11 protein-coding genes are annotated in these 14200 nt (G+C 61.4%); 2 read left to right on the forward strand and 9 right to left on the reverse strand.

The window, feature by feature from the left end:
- Positions 1–106: 106 nt before the first annotated feature.
- The 7 genes from HX783_RS20235 to HX783_RS20265 all read right to left on the reverse strand — a co-directional run bounded on the left by HX783_RS20235 (position 107) and on the right by HX783_RS20265 (position 9861).
- Entirely contained in the window at positions 107–1423 is a 1317-nt protein-coding gene (locus HX783_RS20235) for a TolC family outer membrane protein (protein ID WP_177018027.1), read from the reverse strand.
- On the reverse strand, positions 1420–2745 hold the full coding sequence (locus HX783_RS20240) for an HlyD family type I secretion periplasmic adaptor subunit (protein WP_177018028.1): 1326 nt from the start codon (positions 2743–2745) through the stop codon (positions 1420–1422). The genes HX783_RS20235 and HX783_RS20240 overlap by 4 nt, the downstream gene beginning before the upstream one ends.
- Entirely contained in the window at positions 2742–4478 is a 1737-nt protein-coding gene (locus HX783_RS20245; protein WP_177018029.1) for a type I secretion system permease/ATPase, read from the reverse strand. The genes HX783_RS20240 and HX783_RS20245 overlap by 4 nt, the downstream gene beginning before the upstream one ends.
- Before the next feature lie 174 nt (positions 4479–4652).
- The gene (locus tag HX783_RS20250; protein WP_177018030.1) at positions 4653–5273 is read right to left on the reverse strand and encodes a heme acquisition protein HasA; all 621 of its coding nucleotides are present in this window, start codon (positions 5271–5273) and stop codon (positions 4653–4655) included.
- Between the two features lie 103 nt (positions 5274–5376).
- Complete coding sequence (locus HX783_RS20255; RefSeq protein WP_177018031.1) at positions 5377–8127, reverse strand: TonB-dependent receptor; 2751 nt, start codon at positions 8125–8127, stop codon at positions 5377–5379.
- A 150-nt stretch (positions 8128–8277) separates the two neighbouring features.
- A complete protein-coding gene (locus tag HX783_RS20260) occupies positions 8278–9276 on the reverse strand; it encodes a FecR family protein (protein WP_177018032.1) in 999 nt (332 codons plus the stop codon).
- Positions 9277–9339: 63 nt separating this feature from the next.
- Entirely contained in the window at positions 9340–9861 is a 522-nt protein-coding gene (locus tag HX783_RS20265; RefSeq protein WP_159960072.1) for an RNA polymerase sigma factor, read from the reverse strand.
- Between the two features lie 207 nt (positions 9862–10068).
- On the opposite strand from HX783_RS20265, the gene aroQ reads away from it, so the two are divergent.
- Both aroQ and HX783_RS20275 read left to right on the forward strand, forming a co-directional pair.
- Positions 10069–10509 (forward strand): type II 3-dehydroquinate dehydratase, encoded by a 441-nt coding sequence (aroQ, locus tag HX783_RS20270; RefSeq protein ID WP_145162258.1) that lies wholly within the window; start codon positions 10069–10071, stop codon positions 10507–10509.
- A 5-nt stretch (positions 10510–10514) separates the two neighbouring features.
- A complete protein-coding gene (locus tag HX783_RS20275) occupies positions 10515–11363 on the forward strand; it encodes a shikimate dehydrogenase (RefSeq protein ID WP_371317699.1) in 849 nt (282 codons plus the stop codon).
- 126 nt (positions 11364–11489) lie between these two features.
- Here the strand turns inward: HX783_RS20275 and HX783_RS20280 are convergent, their stop codons facing one another.
- Together HX783_RS20280 and quiC are read right to left on the reverse strand one after the other, a co-directional pair.
- Positions 11490–12155, reverse strand: coding sequence for a TetR/AcrR family transcriptional regulator (locus HX783_RS20280; protein ID WP_177018033.1), 666 nt, complete (start codon positions 12153–12155; stop codon positions 11490–11492).
- An 80-nt stretch (positions 12156–12235) separates the two neighbouring features.
- Positions 12236–14137, reverse strand: coding sequence for a 3-dehydroshikimate dehydratase QuiC (gene quiC, locus HX783_RS20285; RefSeq protein ID WP_177018034.1), 1902 nt, complete (start codon positions 14135–14137; stop codon positions 12236–12238).
- Positions 14138–14200 lie beyond the last annotated feature (63 nt).

Below are 14200 nucleotides of genomic sequence, written 5' to 3' on the forward strand. Positions count from 1 at the left end.
GAGTTACACTTTTCCTCGTGCAGCCCGACAACCGGCTCCAAAATCCCGAAGCTGTTTCACAGATTAGTAACGACGAACAACCCGGCGAATGCCCGGTTGTAACCACTCATGCCGACGGCTGGAAATACCCCGCCAACGCCCGCAAGTCCTGCTCGTTCAGCAACCCCGCGTAATACTTCAGCTGAATCCGCGCCAGCAAATACGCATGTCGCGCATTCGCCAGATCACGGCGGGCGGTGAACAGTTGTTGCTCGGCGTCGAGCACATCGAGGTTGACCCGCTCGCCGCCGCTGACGCTTTTTTTCGTGGCCGTCACCAACGCCGTGGCAGAGCTGACGGCCATCTCATAGGCACGCACTTTCGCCGCGCCGCTGGTGTTGAGGTTGAATTGCTTGCGCAGCTCCACCAGTGTGGCGGCGGTTTGCGCGTCCAATTCATAGTGGGCCTGGGACAGCTGGTTCGCCGCCTGGCGCGTGGACGCCGACACCGAGCCACCGGCAAACAGCGGCAAGCTGACCTGGATGCCGACGCTGTTGGTGTCGTACCTCTGGTTGTAGCTGCTTTCCGAATCGGAGCTGGTTTTTCGGCTGCTGGCGTACAGGCTGACTTTGGGCAGATGCCCGGCGCGTTTGCGCTCCACTTCATAAGCGGCCACGTCCAGCGCGTGATGCTGGGACTTGAGTTCAGGGTTGTTGGCCATGGCCAATTCGCGCCAGGTGTCGAAGCGGTTCGGCTCCAACGGCGGGATCTCGAATTGACTGGCCAGCGGCGCCAGTTCCTCAATCTGCAACGGTTGGCCGACGATGGCTTCCAGCTCGCGCAGGGCGCTGTCCTGGGCATCCAGAGATTCGATCTCTTCGGCCTGGGCCAGGCTCAGCCGCGCCTGGGTTTCCAGCACATCCGTGCGCGTACCTTCGCCGCCCTTCAGCAAGCGGTCATTGAGCTGCAAACGTTCGACAAACGCACGCCTCTGCGCGCGGCTCAACTCGATGCGCTCCTGGGCCAGCAAGGCCTGGCTGTAGGCACTGAGCACACGCACGGCCAGCTCCTGGCTTTTGCCGCGAAAGCGCTCATCCGCCATCAGCGCCTGGGCAGTGCCCTGGCGAAAGCGCGCGTAGGCTTCGTAATCCAACAGCGGTTGCTGCAAGGTGAGGGTCGATGCGTAGCTGCGGTAGTCGCGGTCGCTGGTGACATCACCCGCCGTCACTTCGGACTCGTTGCGCGAGTTGTTGTAACTCCACGACAAATTCGGCAATAACCCAGCCCGCCCGATCACGCGATTTTCTTCACCGGCTTCGCGTTCCTGAATGGCCGCCTGAAACGTCGGATCGTTGCGCAGGGCCAGGTCATAAGCGTCCAGCAAACCCAAAGCGTTCGCCGCCGGGGCACAGCTCAAAAACACGCTAAACAACAGCGCCTTCATTCTTCCACCAGGGCCATGTGGGTGCGATCCAGCAAGGGTTTGAACAGATAGTTGAGCATCGAGCGCTCGCCGGTTTTGACGAAGGTTTCCACCGGCATGCCGGGGCGAACCTGCACGCCGTCCAGTTGCTGCATACCCGCCGCGCTGACCTGGGCGCGCAGCGTGTAATACGGCTCATCGGTGCGTTCATCGACCTGGCGGTCCGCCGAAACCATTGTCACTTCACCGGCCACCCGAGGCGTGGTGGCTTGGTTGAACGCCGAGAACAGCAACTCCACCGGCAAGCCAGGGTGCACCTTGTCGATCATCTGCACCGGCACGCGCGCTTCCACCAGCAGCGGTTCACCTTGCGGCACGATATCCAGCAACGCCTGGCCAGGCTTGATCACGCCGCCTTCGGTGTACACCTGCAGCCCTACGACGACGCCGGAAGCCGGCGCGCGCACCAAGCTGTTGGCCAACTCAAACTCAGCCGAGGCCAGGCGATTGCGCAGGTCGTCGCTGCGGGTGCGGGTGTCGGCCAACTGGCTGCGCAGGTCTTTCTGGAAGTCTTCACCGAGTTGGCGAATGCGCAGGCGCAGCTCGAGGACCTGGCGTTGCAGCTGGCCGATGCGGCCGAAATCCTCGGCGATGGTGCCGTCGATTTGCGCGTACAGGCGCTCGCTGTCGAGCAGGCGATTGCGCGGGATATAGCCGTCGCGCGCCAACTCGCGCAGGCCTTGCAGTTGCTCGTTCAGTGCGGCCCTTTGCTGGACTTTGCTCGCTTGCGAATCCCGTGTGCCACGCAACTGCGCCTCGGCCCCGGCAATGGTTTCGCGCAGGGCTTGCTGCTCGGTGGCCAGCGCCTGGGCGCGGCTAATGAACAATTGCCGCTGCAAATTCAGAAGGCTGGCGGCATCCGGCTCATTGAGCAGTTCGGGGCCAAAAGCGATCGCCGATAAACCTTCGCTTTCGGCAGTCAAGCGCGCTTCGCTGGCCAGTGAAGCCAGGTACTGACTGCGCAAGGATTGCATCTGCCCGCGCAGCGGCGTTTCCTTCAAACGCAGCAGCACCTGGCCCGCCTTGACCGTTTCACCGTCGCGCACCTCGATGCGTTCAACGATGCCGCCGGTGGGGTGCTGCACGGTTTTGCGATGGCCCGAGACCATCACCTTTCCGGACACCGCCACGCCCTTGTCCAATGGCGCCAACGCCGCCCAGCCGAGAAACCCGGCAAAACCACCGAGCACCAGCAACCAGCCCAGGCGTGCGTATTTTTTGTCGTCCAGCGCCAGCACATTATTGGGCTGACCGCTGACCAGCAGCGGTTTGCTTTGGCTCATGCCTGTTTTCCTTCACTGAGGCGGTAACTCATGCTCATGCTCGACACCGGTTTGCTTGGCGTGGGTTTCTGCCGCGCCTCCAATACCCGCGCGGTCGGGCCGAAGGCCTGCAGCTGGCCGTCCTTGAGGATCAGCAACTGATCGGTCAGGGTCAGCACGTTGGCTTTGTGGGTAATCAGAATCACGGTGCGCCGCTGCTGCTTGAGTTGCGCAATGGCCTGGAGCAACGCCTGTTCACCGACTTCGTCGAGATTGGCGTTGGGCTCATCCAGCACGATCAGCGCGGGCAGGCCGTACAACGCACGCGCCAGCGCCACACGTTGTTTCTGGCCGCCGGACAAACCGGCGCCGCCTTCGCCCAGTGGTGTGTCGTAGCCTTGGGGCAATTGCAGGATCAGCTCGTGTACACCCGCCATCTGTGCAGCGGCGAGGACCTTGTCGGCCTGCACCACGGCAAACCGCGCGATGTTTTGCGCGATGCTGCCCGCGAACAGTTGGATGTCCTGCGGCAGGTAGCCGATGTGCGGGCCGAGTTGCTGCTTGTCCCACTGAGTCAGGTCGGCGCCGTCCAGGCGCACCTTGCCGGCCAGCGGTGCCCAGGCGCCGACCAGCACGCGCGCCAACGTGGATTTGCCGCAACCCGACGGTCCGATCACGCCCAGCACTTCGCCGGCCGGCAGGTCGAAACCGAGGTTGGCCAACGCCGGCCGACGGCTGCCCGGCGCGCAGGCGCTGACGAGCTCGACGGTCAATTGGCCTTTGGGCACCGGCAAACTCATGCGCACCGGGCGCGCCGGGTTGTCCGCCAGCAGCTGCGACAACCGCTCATAGGCCAGGCGCGCCGAACCCCATTGCTTCCACACGCCGATCAACTGGTCGATAGGGCTGAGCACCCGGCCCATCAGGATCGAGCCGGCGATCATCATCCCCGGCGTGATATCGCCCTGCACCGCCAGCAATGCGCCCAACCCCAGCACCAGTGATTGCAGCGCCAGGCGCACGCCCTTGGACCAGGCGGTGACGGCGGCGGTCTTTTCACTGGCCATGTTCTGCTGGGCGAGAAACCCTTGATGCTGGCTGAACCAACGCCCGCGCAACGTGGCGAGCATGCCCATGGCCTCGATGGTTTCAGCGTTACGCAAGTTGGCCGTGGCCTGCTGGCTGGCGCTGATGGCGAGCTGGCTGGCCTGGGCCATTGGCGCCTGGCTGACGTAATGATTGACCCATGCCAGCGCGATCAACAACACCGCACCGCCCAACGCCAACAGGCCGAGCCAGGGATGGAACAGGAAAATCACCAGCAGGTACACCGGAAACCACGGCGCATCAAAAAATGCGAACAGTGCCTGGCCGGTGGCGAACTGGCGCAGGGTGGTCAGGTCTTGCAACGCCTGGCCTGCCGCTTGGGTACTGCCCTTGAGTTGCGCTTCGAACGCGGCGTCGTACACCCGCTGGTTCAAGCGCATGTCCATTTGTGTGCCGAGGCGGATCACCACCTGGCTGCGCACCCACTCCAACGCGCCCATCAGGCCGAACAGGCCGAGGATCATCAACGTCAGCATCAGCAGGGTCATCTGATTGCCCGAAGCCAGCACCCGGTCGTACACCTGCAGCATGTAGAGCGCCGGGGCCAGCATCAGCAGGTTGATCACCGCCGAGAACAGGCCGATGTTGAAGAAGCCACTTTTATAGGCCGTGAGGGCGGCCAGGGTTTCGTTGCCGACGTGGCGCATCTGGGATTCTCAAAGGGTTAAGCGGGCAACGCCGCCGCGTTGACAGGCGATACGGCGCTGCGCAGAATTTGGCACCGCCGCCGCTTGAAGAAGTAGAAGGCTTTAGCGACGGCGGTGTGTCATGCGGCGAACGGGAGAGCGATCTCCCCTTCGCTTTTTTCATGCAGCAGTGATTCAGGCAGCGAGTGCCCAGTCCTGCGCCACATCTTGCACGCCGACCAGGGCGACGTCCGCGCTGGCTGCACTGGCGTGTGCCGCCAGGCCCGCCGACACTTCGTCGAAGGTGCTGGCAGTGGACAGGCCAAAGTCGTCGAGCACGTTGTTGAGCACGGTTTCCAGCGCAGTGGTGTTGCCCTGCATCAGGCCGAAGATCACGCTTTGCACATCGTTGCCCGCACGGCCGGCACCTTCGGCGGCGCTCAGGTCGAGGCCGTTGAATGCGACTTTGAAGTCGTTCAAGGTGAAGTCGCTGCCGCTACCGCCGGCCAGGCCGGTGCCCAGTTGCACGTTGTCCAGGTCGCCCCACAGGTAGTGGTTCAGGTTGTTGCCGGCAGGCAGCGAAGGGTTGAACACATAGTGCAGGCCATTGCTGGTGTCGCTGTCGGCGATAAACGCGTATTCGGAGCCGCTGGCGCCGTGGGTCGAATACTGATCGCCGCTGAGGGTGCCGTTGCTGAAACCACCGGTGTTGCTGGCGCCGTGGCCAGCCGTGTTGAACCCAACAGCCCAAGCGCTCAGGTAGTCGGAGACCGACAGTGAACCCAGGCCCGAATCGTAGCTAACAGAAATAGTCATCGCTAAACCTCGTTAAACAACGTTTTTGATGAGCACGCCAAAGCGGCGCGCTTTTTTGCCCAGCCTTGGGCAAAACCTTTGATCGCGTGCCGTGGCACACGGATCAGAACTTGTATTCCAGCATCCCGCTCAGCGTCCGCCCGCGCGCCAGGCTGAGGTTGTTGGCATCGCCCATGGCGACGAAATAGGCTTCGTCGGTGGCGTTTTCCAACGCCAGCGCGATGTTCAGGTGATCGGTCATCCAGTAACTGGCGTACAGGTCATAGAGGGTGTATTGCGGCCACATCGCCTGGTCCATCAGCTCGTAGCCTTGCTGATTGAGGTTTTCGCCGTTACCCGCGCTGTAACGCACACGCACGCCGGTATCCAGGCGCTTTTCCAGGAAGCGCGCGCCCAGCGTCAGCGAGCCGCGATCGGCAGGCATGTAGGTGGCGTTGCCCATGATTCGGCCGCAGCTTTCCTTGTTGTTGGCGACGTTGTCGTCCAGCACTTCGTAGGTTGTGACCGGCCGCAGGCTGATGCGCCCGTTCGGCAGCGTGAAGCGTTCCAGGCGCGTGGTTCTTGGCCCGGTGGTCTTGGCCCCGCCCATGTAATAGTTCTTCGAGCAGAACTCATTGCTGCCGATCATGTGCGTATAGCTGAGGTTGGCGTATGCGCGGCCCATGTCGTAATTGAGCTGGTATTCCAAACCGCGAAAGCGCGTCGGGTTGGTGTTGTTGACGTAGGCCATGGTCCCGAGAAAACCGCCTACTTGGGTTTCCGGCAAGCTGACGCTGGTGTTGAGGAAGGAGAAGTTTTCAATTCGGGTATCGAAGTACGCCACCTTCATGCCGAGGCGGTCGTCATTGAAGAACAAGCCCTCCTTGAACACGTTCGTGCCCACTTCCCAATCCCGCGATTCTTCAGGCTTGAGGTACGGGTTGGGGAACACCCGCTCCCCGGTACCTCCGCCGTGGGGGCGGCCGGTCATGAAGGTCTCGGTGACCGCCGGCGGGCGCCAGCCCTTGCCCCAACGGGTATAGAGTTGCAACCAGTCAACGCCCGGCTTGACCGCGATACCGAAGGTGGGGGAGAACTTTCCTTCTTCACGGTCCACATCGATCACTTCCGACACACGCTTTGCGCCCACCAGGCTATTGAAGAAGCGGTCGCGCCGGTACAAGGTCATGCCGGTCTGGCCTTCGAGCCGATAGCGGTCGTAACGCAGGCCTGCATCCAGGGTCAGCCAATCGCCGTATTCGTATTGCAGGTTGTTGAACAGGCTGGCGATGGTGCGCTTGCCACTCGGCGTACTGCCTTCGGCATAGGGCAGCAGTGCGAGGTCGTTGGCGGCCTCAACTTTGTTGGTGCGTGGTTTGAACTCGTCCTGGTACATCTCCAGGCCGTAGTTCCAGCTCAGATGGCCGCGCTCTCCGAAATCAAAGCGCGAGGTGTTGTCACCCTGCAGCCCCCAGGTGTCGGTCTGGAAGTGGTCGGTGTAGGCGCCCACGTAGTTCCCCGTGCCTGGCGTGGACAGCGTGGGCGTATTGGCGCGATCCAGCTGAGTGGTGACGTAGTAGACCTTGGCTTTCAGGTCGATCAGCGGGTCATCCGGCGTGTAGCTGTAGTCCAGCGCGAAGTTCTTGGCGTTGAGGTTGTTCTTGCTCACGCGATGGTAGTAGACGCTCTGCAGGTCATCGGCGATGTAAGCCCAGGCATCATTGCTGTCGCTGTCGCTTTCCAGGTAGCTCAGCTGCACGCGCTGGTCATTGGGCAGGTTCAGACCGAACTTGACGATCTGCGAACGGGTGACACTGCCCATATCGCCAACTTCGCTGTTCAACCAATCATCAAAGGCCGCCGGCGCGTATTTACGCGCGCGCATATGGGTGCCTAGCTTTTGATCGTTATGGGTGCCCGCGCGGTAGTTGCCGAAATGCCGCTCGCTGTAACCCAGCAGCACATCGCCGCGCTCATCCCCAAAGGCAACCACCCCGCTGCCGTTGAAGTAGGTGCCGTTACCCAGCTCGCCGATGCCGCTGCCGGCGCGAAAACGCCCGCCGATCTCTTTGCCATCTTTAAGAAATTCGCTGGCGTCCAAGGTCTTGAACGAAGCAATCCCGCCCAGCACTGCCGCCCCGCCCTGGCCCGACTGGCTGCCCTTGTCGATCTCGATGCTGGAGATGAATTCCGGGTCGATCAACATCGTGCCGTTGCGCTGCTGGTGGCCGTTGACGTTGAAGTTCTGGCGCATGCCGTCGATGTTCATGTTCACCCGGCCATAATCCTGCACGCCGCGAATGTTTACAGAGAGGCCAGGGTCGCGCTGATTGACGGCGGTGTAGACGCCAGCGGTTTCTTCGAGCATGTCGGCGGCGTGACGGGGCGGGCGTTTGTCGATCATGTCACGGCTGATGACGGCCACGGACTTTGGGCTCTGATACACCCAATCGCCGGCCTGGCCGTTGGTGTTGCCGGTGATGGTGGTGGTGCCGACGGTCATGGCGCCGTCGTGGGTGTCAGCGACGCGATTGAGGGTGACCTGCCGCTCGCCGGTAAAGCGATACTCCACCGGTGCGCCGCCGAGCAAACGGCCAAGGCCTTCCTGCACGCTGAAGCTGCCCTTCAGTGCCGTACTGCTCAAGCCTTGCAGACGCTGGCTGTCGAACAGCACTTGCAGGCCGGCTTGATCAGCAAACGCCAGCACGGCGCTGCCCAAAGGTTGCGCCGGAATATCGAACATCTGCACCGCAGGCTGGGTGGCGCCCGCTTGGGGTTGCGCGGCATACACCGGAGCTGTTATGGCGAACAGTCCCAAGTGAATGGCAAGGGCTAACCGGCTACCGGTGACACGCCCCTTGGTGAGTGCTGACATTTCTGGTTTCCCTGCGCTGAGCGTTTTTGTTTGTGCGAATGCTTCTCACCTAGCAAGACGTACGAGGCCCAGGAAGTCAGTAAGTGTTTTGGGAAAGTTTTTCAGGAAGGTGTGTCGCGCACGGCGGGAGGCAGGTCTCCCACCGGCTTATCAATAGATCAGGCTGAGGCCCGCCAGGTCCAAGCGTTGCACTTGGAGTTCCTGGGTCAAGGTGCCCAGAGCGGTATCGAGCATGTCGAGGCGGAACACGCCGCTGACTTCGCGATCGCCCAAGGTCGGGTTGGTCAACACCACGTGGCCTGGGCGATAGCGGTTGAGTTGCTCGATGACCTTGGCCAGTGGCAACCGGTCAAAAATCAACACACCGCGCCGCCAACTGGTGGCGCGTTCTACATCGAATCGATCAAGCGCCACCACGCCGTCCCGGGGACTGTAGCGCGCGACCTGGCCCTCCTTGAGCACGGATTCGCTCGGGCCGTTTTTGGGTGCGGTTTGCAGAGACACTTCAACGCTGTGCTGTAGCACGCCAACCCAGGCCTGGCTGGCCCCTTCACGCTCGACCACAAACCGCGTGCCCAACGCACGCGTCTGCCCGGCGGCACTTTGCACCACGAACGGCCGCGTTTCCTGCCCGGTCATGGGCGCCACATCAAAAATCGCCGAGCCCTGAATCAGGCTGATGCGCCGCTGTACGCCGTCGTAGTCCAAGCGGATGGCGCTGGCAGAATCCAGCACGACAGCGCTGCCGTCGGCCAGGTGCACCGTACGCACTTCGCCTTTCTGGGTGACATAGTCAGCCTGCAGGCGCAGCAAGGCATCCGGCCCACGCACCCAGCCAACGCCCGCCACCAGCACAACCACCGCGACGGCCGCCACGCGCTGCCAGAGTCTGCGCCGTTTGGGCCGGCGCACCGGCAACGGTGCTGAAGATGGGCGCTGGCGATGCACCGGTTCGTCCTTGTGCAACTCGCCCAAGGCGGCCCACGTCTGCTCGGCAAAACGCAATGCGGCCTCATGGCGACTGTCGCAGGCGATCCAATGTCGCAGCTCGGCCTGCTCCTGTTCGGTCAGGGCACCGGCGTGCAGGCGCACCGCCCACTCGGCGGCCGCCTCGGTAATGCTGTGCTGTTGCGGACCCTGGCTATTCACGTGTGAATCTCGAATTTTCGTTATGTAAACGCTGTGACGTCTGGCCCGGCGCTTTTCGGTAATTCATTCGTCGGATGGCTTCACCTCGCCTTCCTGCAAGCGTTGCATCACATACGCCAAGGCCTTGGCCAGATGCTTCTGCACAGAGCTGTCGGAGATCTCCAGGCGCCGGGCAACCTGGGCATGGGTCATGCCTTCGATGCGGTTCAGACGGAAAACCTGCTGGGTGCGTTCCGGCAACTCCGCCAGTGCCTGCTTCAATGCCTGTCGCTGCTGCTGCGCCATTGCCTGCGCCTCCAAGCCGGCCACGTCGTCTTCAATCTCGGCCAGCGCCTCGTGGGGCACGGAGTCTGTCTTGCGCCGCGCTTCCTGGCGAATATGGTCGATCAGCAGATTGCTCGCCGTTCGATAGAGATAGCCCTGGGAGTTGTCGATGCGCTCGCCGGCCGGTTTTTCCGCCAGGCGCAGGAAACTCTCCTGCACCAGGTCTGCGGCCAATTGCGGGTCCCGCACCTTGCGCGCCAGATACCCGCGCAGGGTATCGGCGTGCTTGAGAAACAGGCCTTTGAGATCCACGTCCGACAAACCGACTCCCTGGAATGTGATGGAAACAGACCGGCATCTTAAGCGTTGTCGAGAATGATTTTCAATTGATATCTAATCTGATTATCCAGTACGAACGTGCTGAATAACGGTTCGATAATCGAACACATCCGCCGCCATCAATTGACCAAATTAACCATCCAGTACATTTTATCTTCACAACCTATAAGAACTGTGGAGAACCCCTAAATGCCGCCTATCGTGCTGGTGCTCAACGGCCCCAACCTCAACCTGCTCGGCACTCGCGAGCCCGCCACCTATGGCCATGAAACCCTGGCCGACATCGCCGCCCTGTGCGGCCGCAGCGCGGAAAAACTCGGGCTGAAAATCGAGTTCCGCCAGACCAACCATGAAGGTGAATTACTCGACTGGATCCACGGCGCCCGCGCCCGGTGCGCCGGCATCGTGATCAACCCCGCGGCCTGGACCCACACTTCGGTAGCGATTCGCGACGCCCTCGTCGCCAGTGAAGTGCCGGTGATCGAAGTGCATTTATCCAACGTGCACGCACGTGAGGCGTTTCGGCATCACTCCTTTGTCTCACCCATTGCCAAGGCAGTGCTCGCAGGCTTCGGCAGCCACGGCTACCACCTGGCCCTGGAACATTTCAGCCACACGTTGAAAGGGTGACCTTGATGAAACCGCGCATCCTCGCCGGCCTGATCGGCTCGGGCATCCAAGCCTCCCGCACCCCTGCCCTGCATGAACAGGAAGGTGACGCCCAGGGCCTGCGTTATCTGTACCGCCTGATTGATTTGGAACCGCTGCAACTGAACATCAACGCCCTGCCCGACCTGCTGGACGCCGCCGAGCGGATGCAGTTCACCGGGTTGAACATTACCTACCCGTGCAAGCAAGCGATCCTACCGTTACTCGATGAGTTATCCGACGAAGCTCGAGGCATTGGCGCGGTCAACACCGTGGTGTTCAGGAACGGCAAACGCATCGGTCACAACACCGACTGCCTGGGTTTCGCCGAAGGGTTTCGGCGCAATTTAAGTGATGTTGCGCGTCAACGCGTGGTGCAGATGGGCGCCGGCGGTGCAGGTGCGGCAGTGGCCCATGCGTTGCTGGCGGAAGGCGTGGAACAGTTGAGCATTTTCGACGTAGACAAGGCTCGCGCCCGCGACCTTGTGGATAACCTCACGCAGCATTTCGGCAGCGGCCGCGCCCAGGTCGGCAACCATTTGGAAAGCGCCATCGCTGAGGCGGATGGTTTGGTCAACACCACGCCGATGGGCATGGCCAAACTGCCCGGCACGCCGGTGCCGAGCAGCCTGTTGCGGGCGCAATTATGGGTTGCGGAAATCGTGTATTTCCCGCTCGAAACCGAGCTGCTGCGCGACGCCCGCGCCTTGGGTTGCCGCACGCTGGATGGCGGCAACATGGCGGTGTTTCAGGCCGTGAAGGCGTTCGAGTTGTTCAGTGGCGAAGCGCCGGATGCGCAGAGGATGTTGGCGCACTTTCAGAGCATGAATACTTAACTGGCGAAACCCAATCCAACTGTGGGAGCGGGCTTGCTCGCGAATACGGTGTGTCAGTCACCGGATGCATTGACTGACACACTGCATTCGCGAGCAAGCCCGCTCCCACTGAGGTAACTCGCTGAATCAAGCCTGGAGGTAGCGCATCACCGAGTCACAAATCATCTCGCGGTGCCGTTGTTTAACCGCTTCGTCCGCCAGCTCGATCTGAAAAATCTCACTGAATGTATGACGGTTGGACACCCGGTAAAAACTGAATGAGTTGATCAGCAGGTGCACGTCCAACGGGTCTAACCCCTGGCGGAACAACCCCATCTCGGCGCCCCGCCGCAACGTTGCCCCCAGCCCTTCGAGAATATTGCTGTTCATCGCCTTGATCGAGTCCGAGCGCTTTACGTACTCGGCGTTGTTGATATTTTCGATGCTGACGATCCGCACGAAATCCACGTTCTGGTCATGGTGATCAAAGGTGAATTCCACCAGCCGCCGTATCGCTTCGCGCGGTTCCAGGGCCGTGAGGTTCATGCGGGTTTCGGTGTTGCGAATGTCGCCGTAGAGTTTCTCCAGCACTTCGACGTACAACTGCTCCTTGCTGCCGAAGTAGTAATAGATCATGCGCTTGGAGGTGTGGATACGCTCGGCGATGGCATCCACGCGAGCGCCGGACAGGCCCTGCTGAACAAACTCGACAATGGCTTCCTGAAGGATATTTTCGCGGGTCTTTTCCGGGTTGTTCTTACGACTCTTGCGCGGTGCGTCTGACACAGCGGAGAGGTCGGGGGTCAGGGTCATGGTGCGCTCACGGCCATTTTTGTTGTGCAGGCCGCGATTATGGGCCGAGGCGCTCCCCGAAGGAAGCACCCGGCCGTCAGTCATAACCGTGCTTGGCGCACCGCGCCGCTGCGGGATTTGGCCATCGCCGCCAGGCGCACCGCCACGTTGGCCGCGCCGTACCCGGCGTAGCCGTTTTTGCGTTGGATGATCTCGAAGAAAAACCGCCCCTCGAAAGGCTCGGTGTACACGTGAAACAGCTCACCACCTTGGGCGTCACGGTCGTACAGCACGTTGTAGTACGCCAACTCGCTGAGGAACTCATCGTCGAAATCAAACCGCGCGGCCAAGTCGTCGTAGTAATTGAGCGGAATGTCCAGCAACGGCACACCTGCCTCTTTAGCCCGGCTTACCTCGGCGAAAATATCCGCGCAGTCGAAGGCAATATGGTGCACACCCGAGCCGCGATAGCTCGACAGCGCGTGGGAAATGGCGGTGTTGCGGTTCTCGGAAATATTCAGCGGCAGGCGGATCGAGCTGCAGCGGCTGCGTAGCGCGCGGCTTTTTACCAGGCCATAAGGGTCGGGCAGTACCACCTCGTCGTCGGCTTCGAAATCCAGCAGGCTCTTGTAGAACAGCACCCAGCTGTCGAGGCTGTCGGCCGGCAGCGCCATGGCCATATGGTCGATGCGCAGCAGCCCGCCGCTTGAGGCAGTATTCGCTTGCAGGTTGAAGTCGGTGTCATACAGCCCGCCTTCGCTTGGGTCCACCAGGTAAATCAGGCTGCCGTCCGGCGCGCGCACGGCGGCCAGCTCAAGCTCATTTGGCCCCACGAGACCGCGATAAGGCTGGCCCTTGTAGGCCACCGCCCGCTGCAACGCCTTGACGCTGTCCTTGACCCGAATGGCCGTGGCGCATAGCGACGGCCCATGGGCTTCGAAAAAGTTGTGGGCAAAGGAATAGGGTTCGCAGTTGAGGATCAGGTTGATGTCACCCTGGCGCAACAGGCTCACACTCTTGGAACGATGCTGCCCGGCTTTGACGAACCCCAGGCGCTCCAGCCACTGTGTGAGCTTGGCGCCGAGGTTTTCATCCACGGCAAATTCGAGGAATTCGATGCCGTCGTATTCACTGGCAGCCGGGGTTTCAAACAGAATATCGACCGGCTTGGCAGGTTGCTCCTGCGCCAGGCGCTGACGGGTTTTCTCTTCAAGGTACAGCAGCGAACGCAAGCCATCCGCCGCATTGGCCCGGGTCGGGGCCGCACGGAAGCCGTCGTTGAAAATTTCCAGGGACAGCGGTCCGGTGTAGCCACTCTTGATGATTGGCGCGAGAAAGCCCGCCAGGTCGAACTCGCCCTGCCCCGGGAAGCAGCGGAAATGCCGGCTCCACTCCAGCACATCCATGGCCAGGATCGGCGCATCGGCCATTTGCACAAAGAAGATTTTGTCACCGGGAATATCGGCGATTCCACTCGGGTCGCCCTTGAGTGACAGGGTGTGAAAACTGTCGAGCAACACGCCGAGGCTCGGGTGGTCGACCTGCCGCACCAGGTTCCACACCTGCTGCCAGGTGTTCACATGCTTGCCCCAGGCCAGGGCTTCATAGCCGATGCGCAGACCACGGCGGCCGGCGTGTTCGGCGAGCAGGCTGAGGTCGTCGAGCAAAATACGTTCATCGCCGACGCAATCGGCGGAAGCATTGCTGCACACCAAGACCAGGTCAGTGCCCAGTTCCTGCATCAAGTCGAACTTGCGTTCGGCGCGTTCCAGGTTGCGCGCCAGGCGGTCGCGGCGGCAGCCTTCAAAGTCGCGGAACGGCTGGAACAAGGTGATGGCGATGCCGAGGTCGGCGCACATCTGCCTAACTTCCCGTGGGCTGCCATCGTAATACAACAAATCGTTTTCGAAGATTTCGACCCCATCAAAACCGGCGGCGGAAATGGCTTCGAGCTTCTCCGGCAGGGTGCCGCTCAAGGAAACGGTGGCAATGGAACGTTGCATGGGGCGACTCCCGGCAATTGTTGTTTGCGACAAATTATTCGCCCCTAGCCTACACGCAGCAAT

Origin of the sequence: Pseudomonas sp. D2002 (genome assembly GCF_013385735.1) — a bacterium.
Lineage (GTDB): Bacteria > Pseudomonadota > Gammaproteobacteria > Pseudomonadales > Pseudomonadaceae > Aquipseudomonas.

Bases quoted from the DNA above. Each gene is read 5' to 3' on its own strand.
- HX783_RS20235 (WP_177018027.1), bottom strand. From the start codon at position 1,423: ATGAAGGCGCTGTTGTTTAGCGTGTTTTTGAGCTGTGCCCCGGCGGCG.
- HX783_RS20240 (WP_177018028.1), bottom strand. From the start codon at position 2,745: ATGAGCCAAAGCAAACCGCTGCTGGTCAGCGGTCAGCCCAATAATGTG.
- HX783_RS20245 (WP_177018029.1), bottom strand. From the start codon at position 4,478: ATGCGCCACGTCGGCAACGAAACCCTGGCCGCCCTCACGGCCTATAAA.
- HX783_RS20250 (WP_177018030.1), bottom strand. From the start codon at position 5,273: ATGACTATTTCTGTTAGCTACGATTCGGGCCTGGGTTCACTGTCGGTC.
- HX783_RS20255 (WP_177018031.1), bottom strand. From the start codon at position 8,127: ATGTCAGCACTCACCAAGGGGCGTGTCACCGGTAGCCGGTTAGCCCTT.
- aroQ (WP_145162258.1), top strand. From the start codon at position 10,069: ATGCCGCCTATCGTGCTGGTGCTCAACGGCCCCAACCTCAACCTGCTC.
- HX783_RS20275 (WP_371317699.1), top strand. From the start codon at position 10,515: ATGAAACCGCGCATCCTCGCCGGCCTGATCGGCTCGGGCATCCAAGCC.
- HX783_RS20280 (WP_177018033.1), bottom strand. From the start codon at position 12,155: ATGACCCTGACCCCCGACCTCTCCGCTGTGTCAGACGCACCGCGCAAG.
- quiC (WP_177018034.1), bottom strand. From the start codon at position 14,137: ATGCAACGTTCCATTGCCACCGTTTCCTTGAGCGGCACCCTGCCGGAG.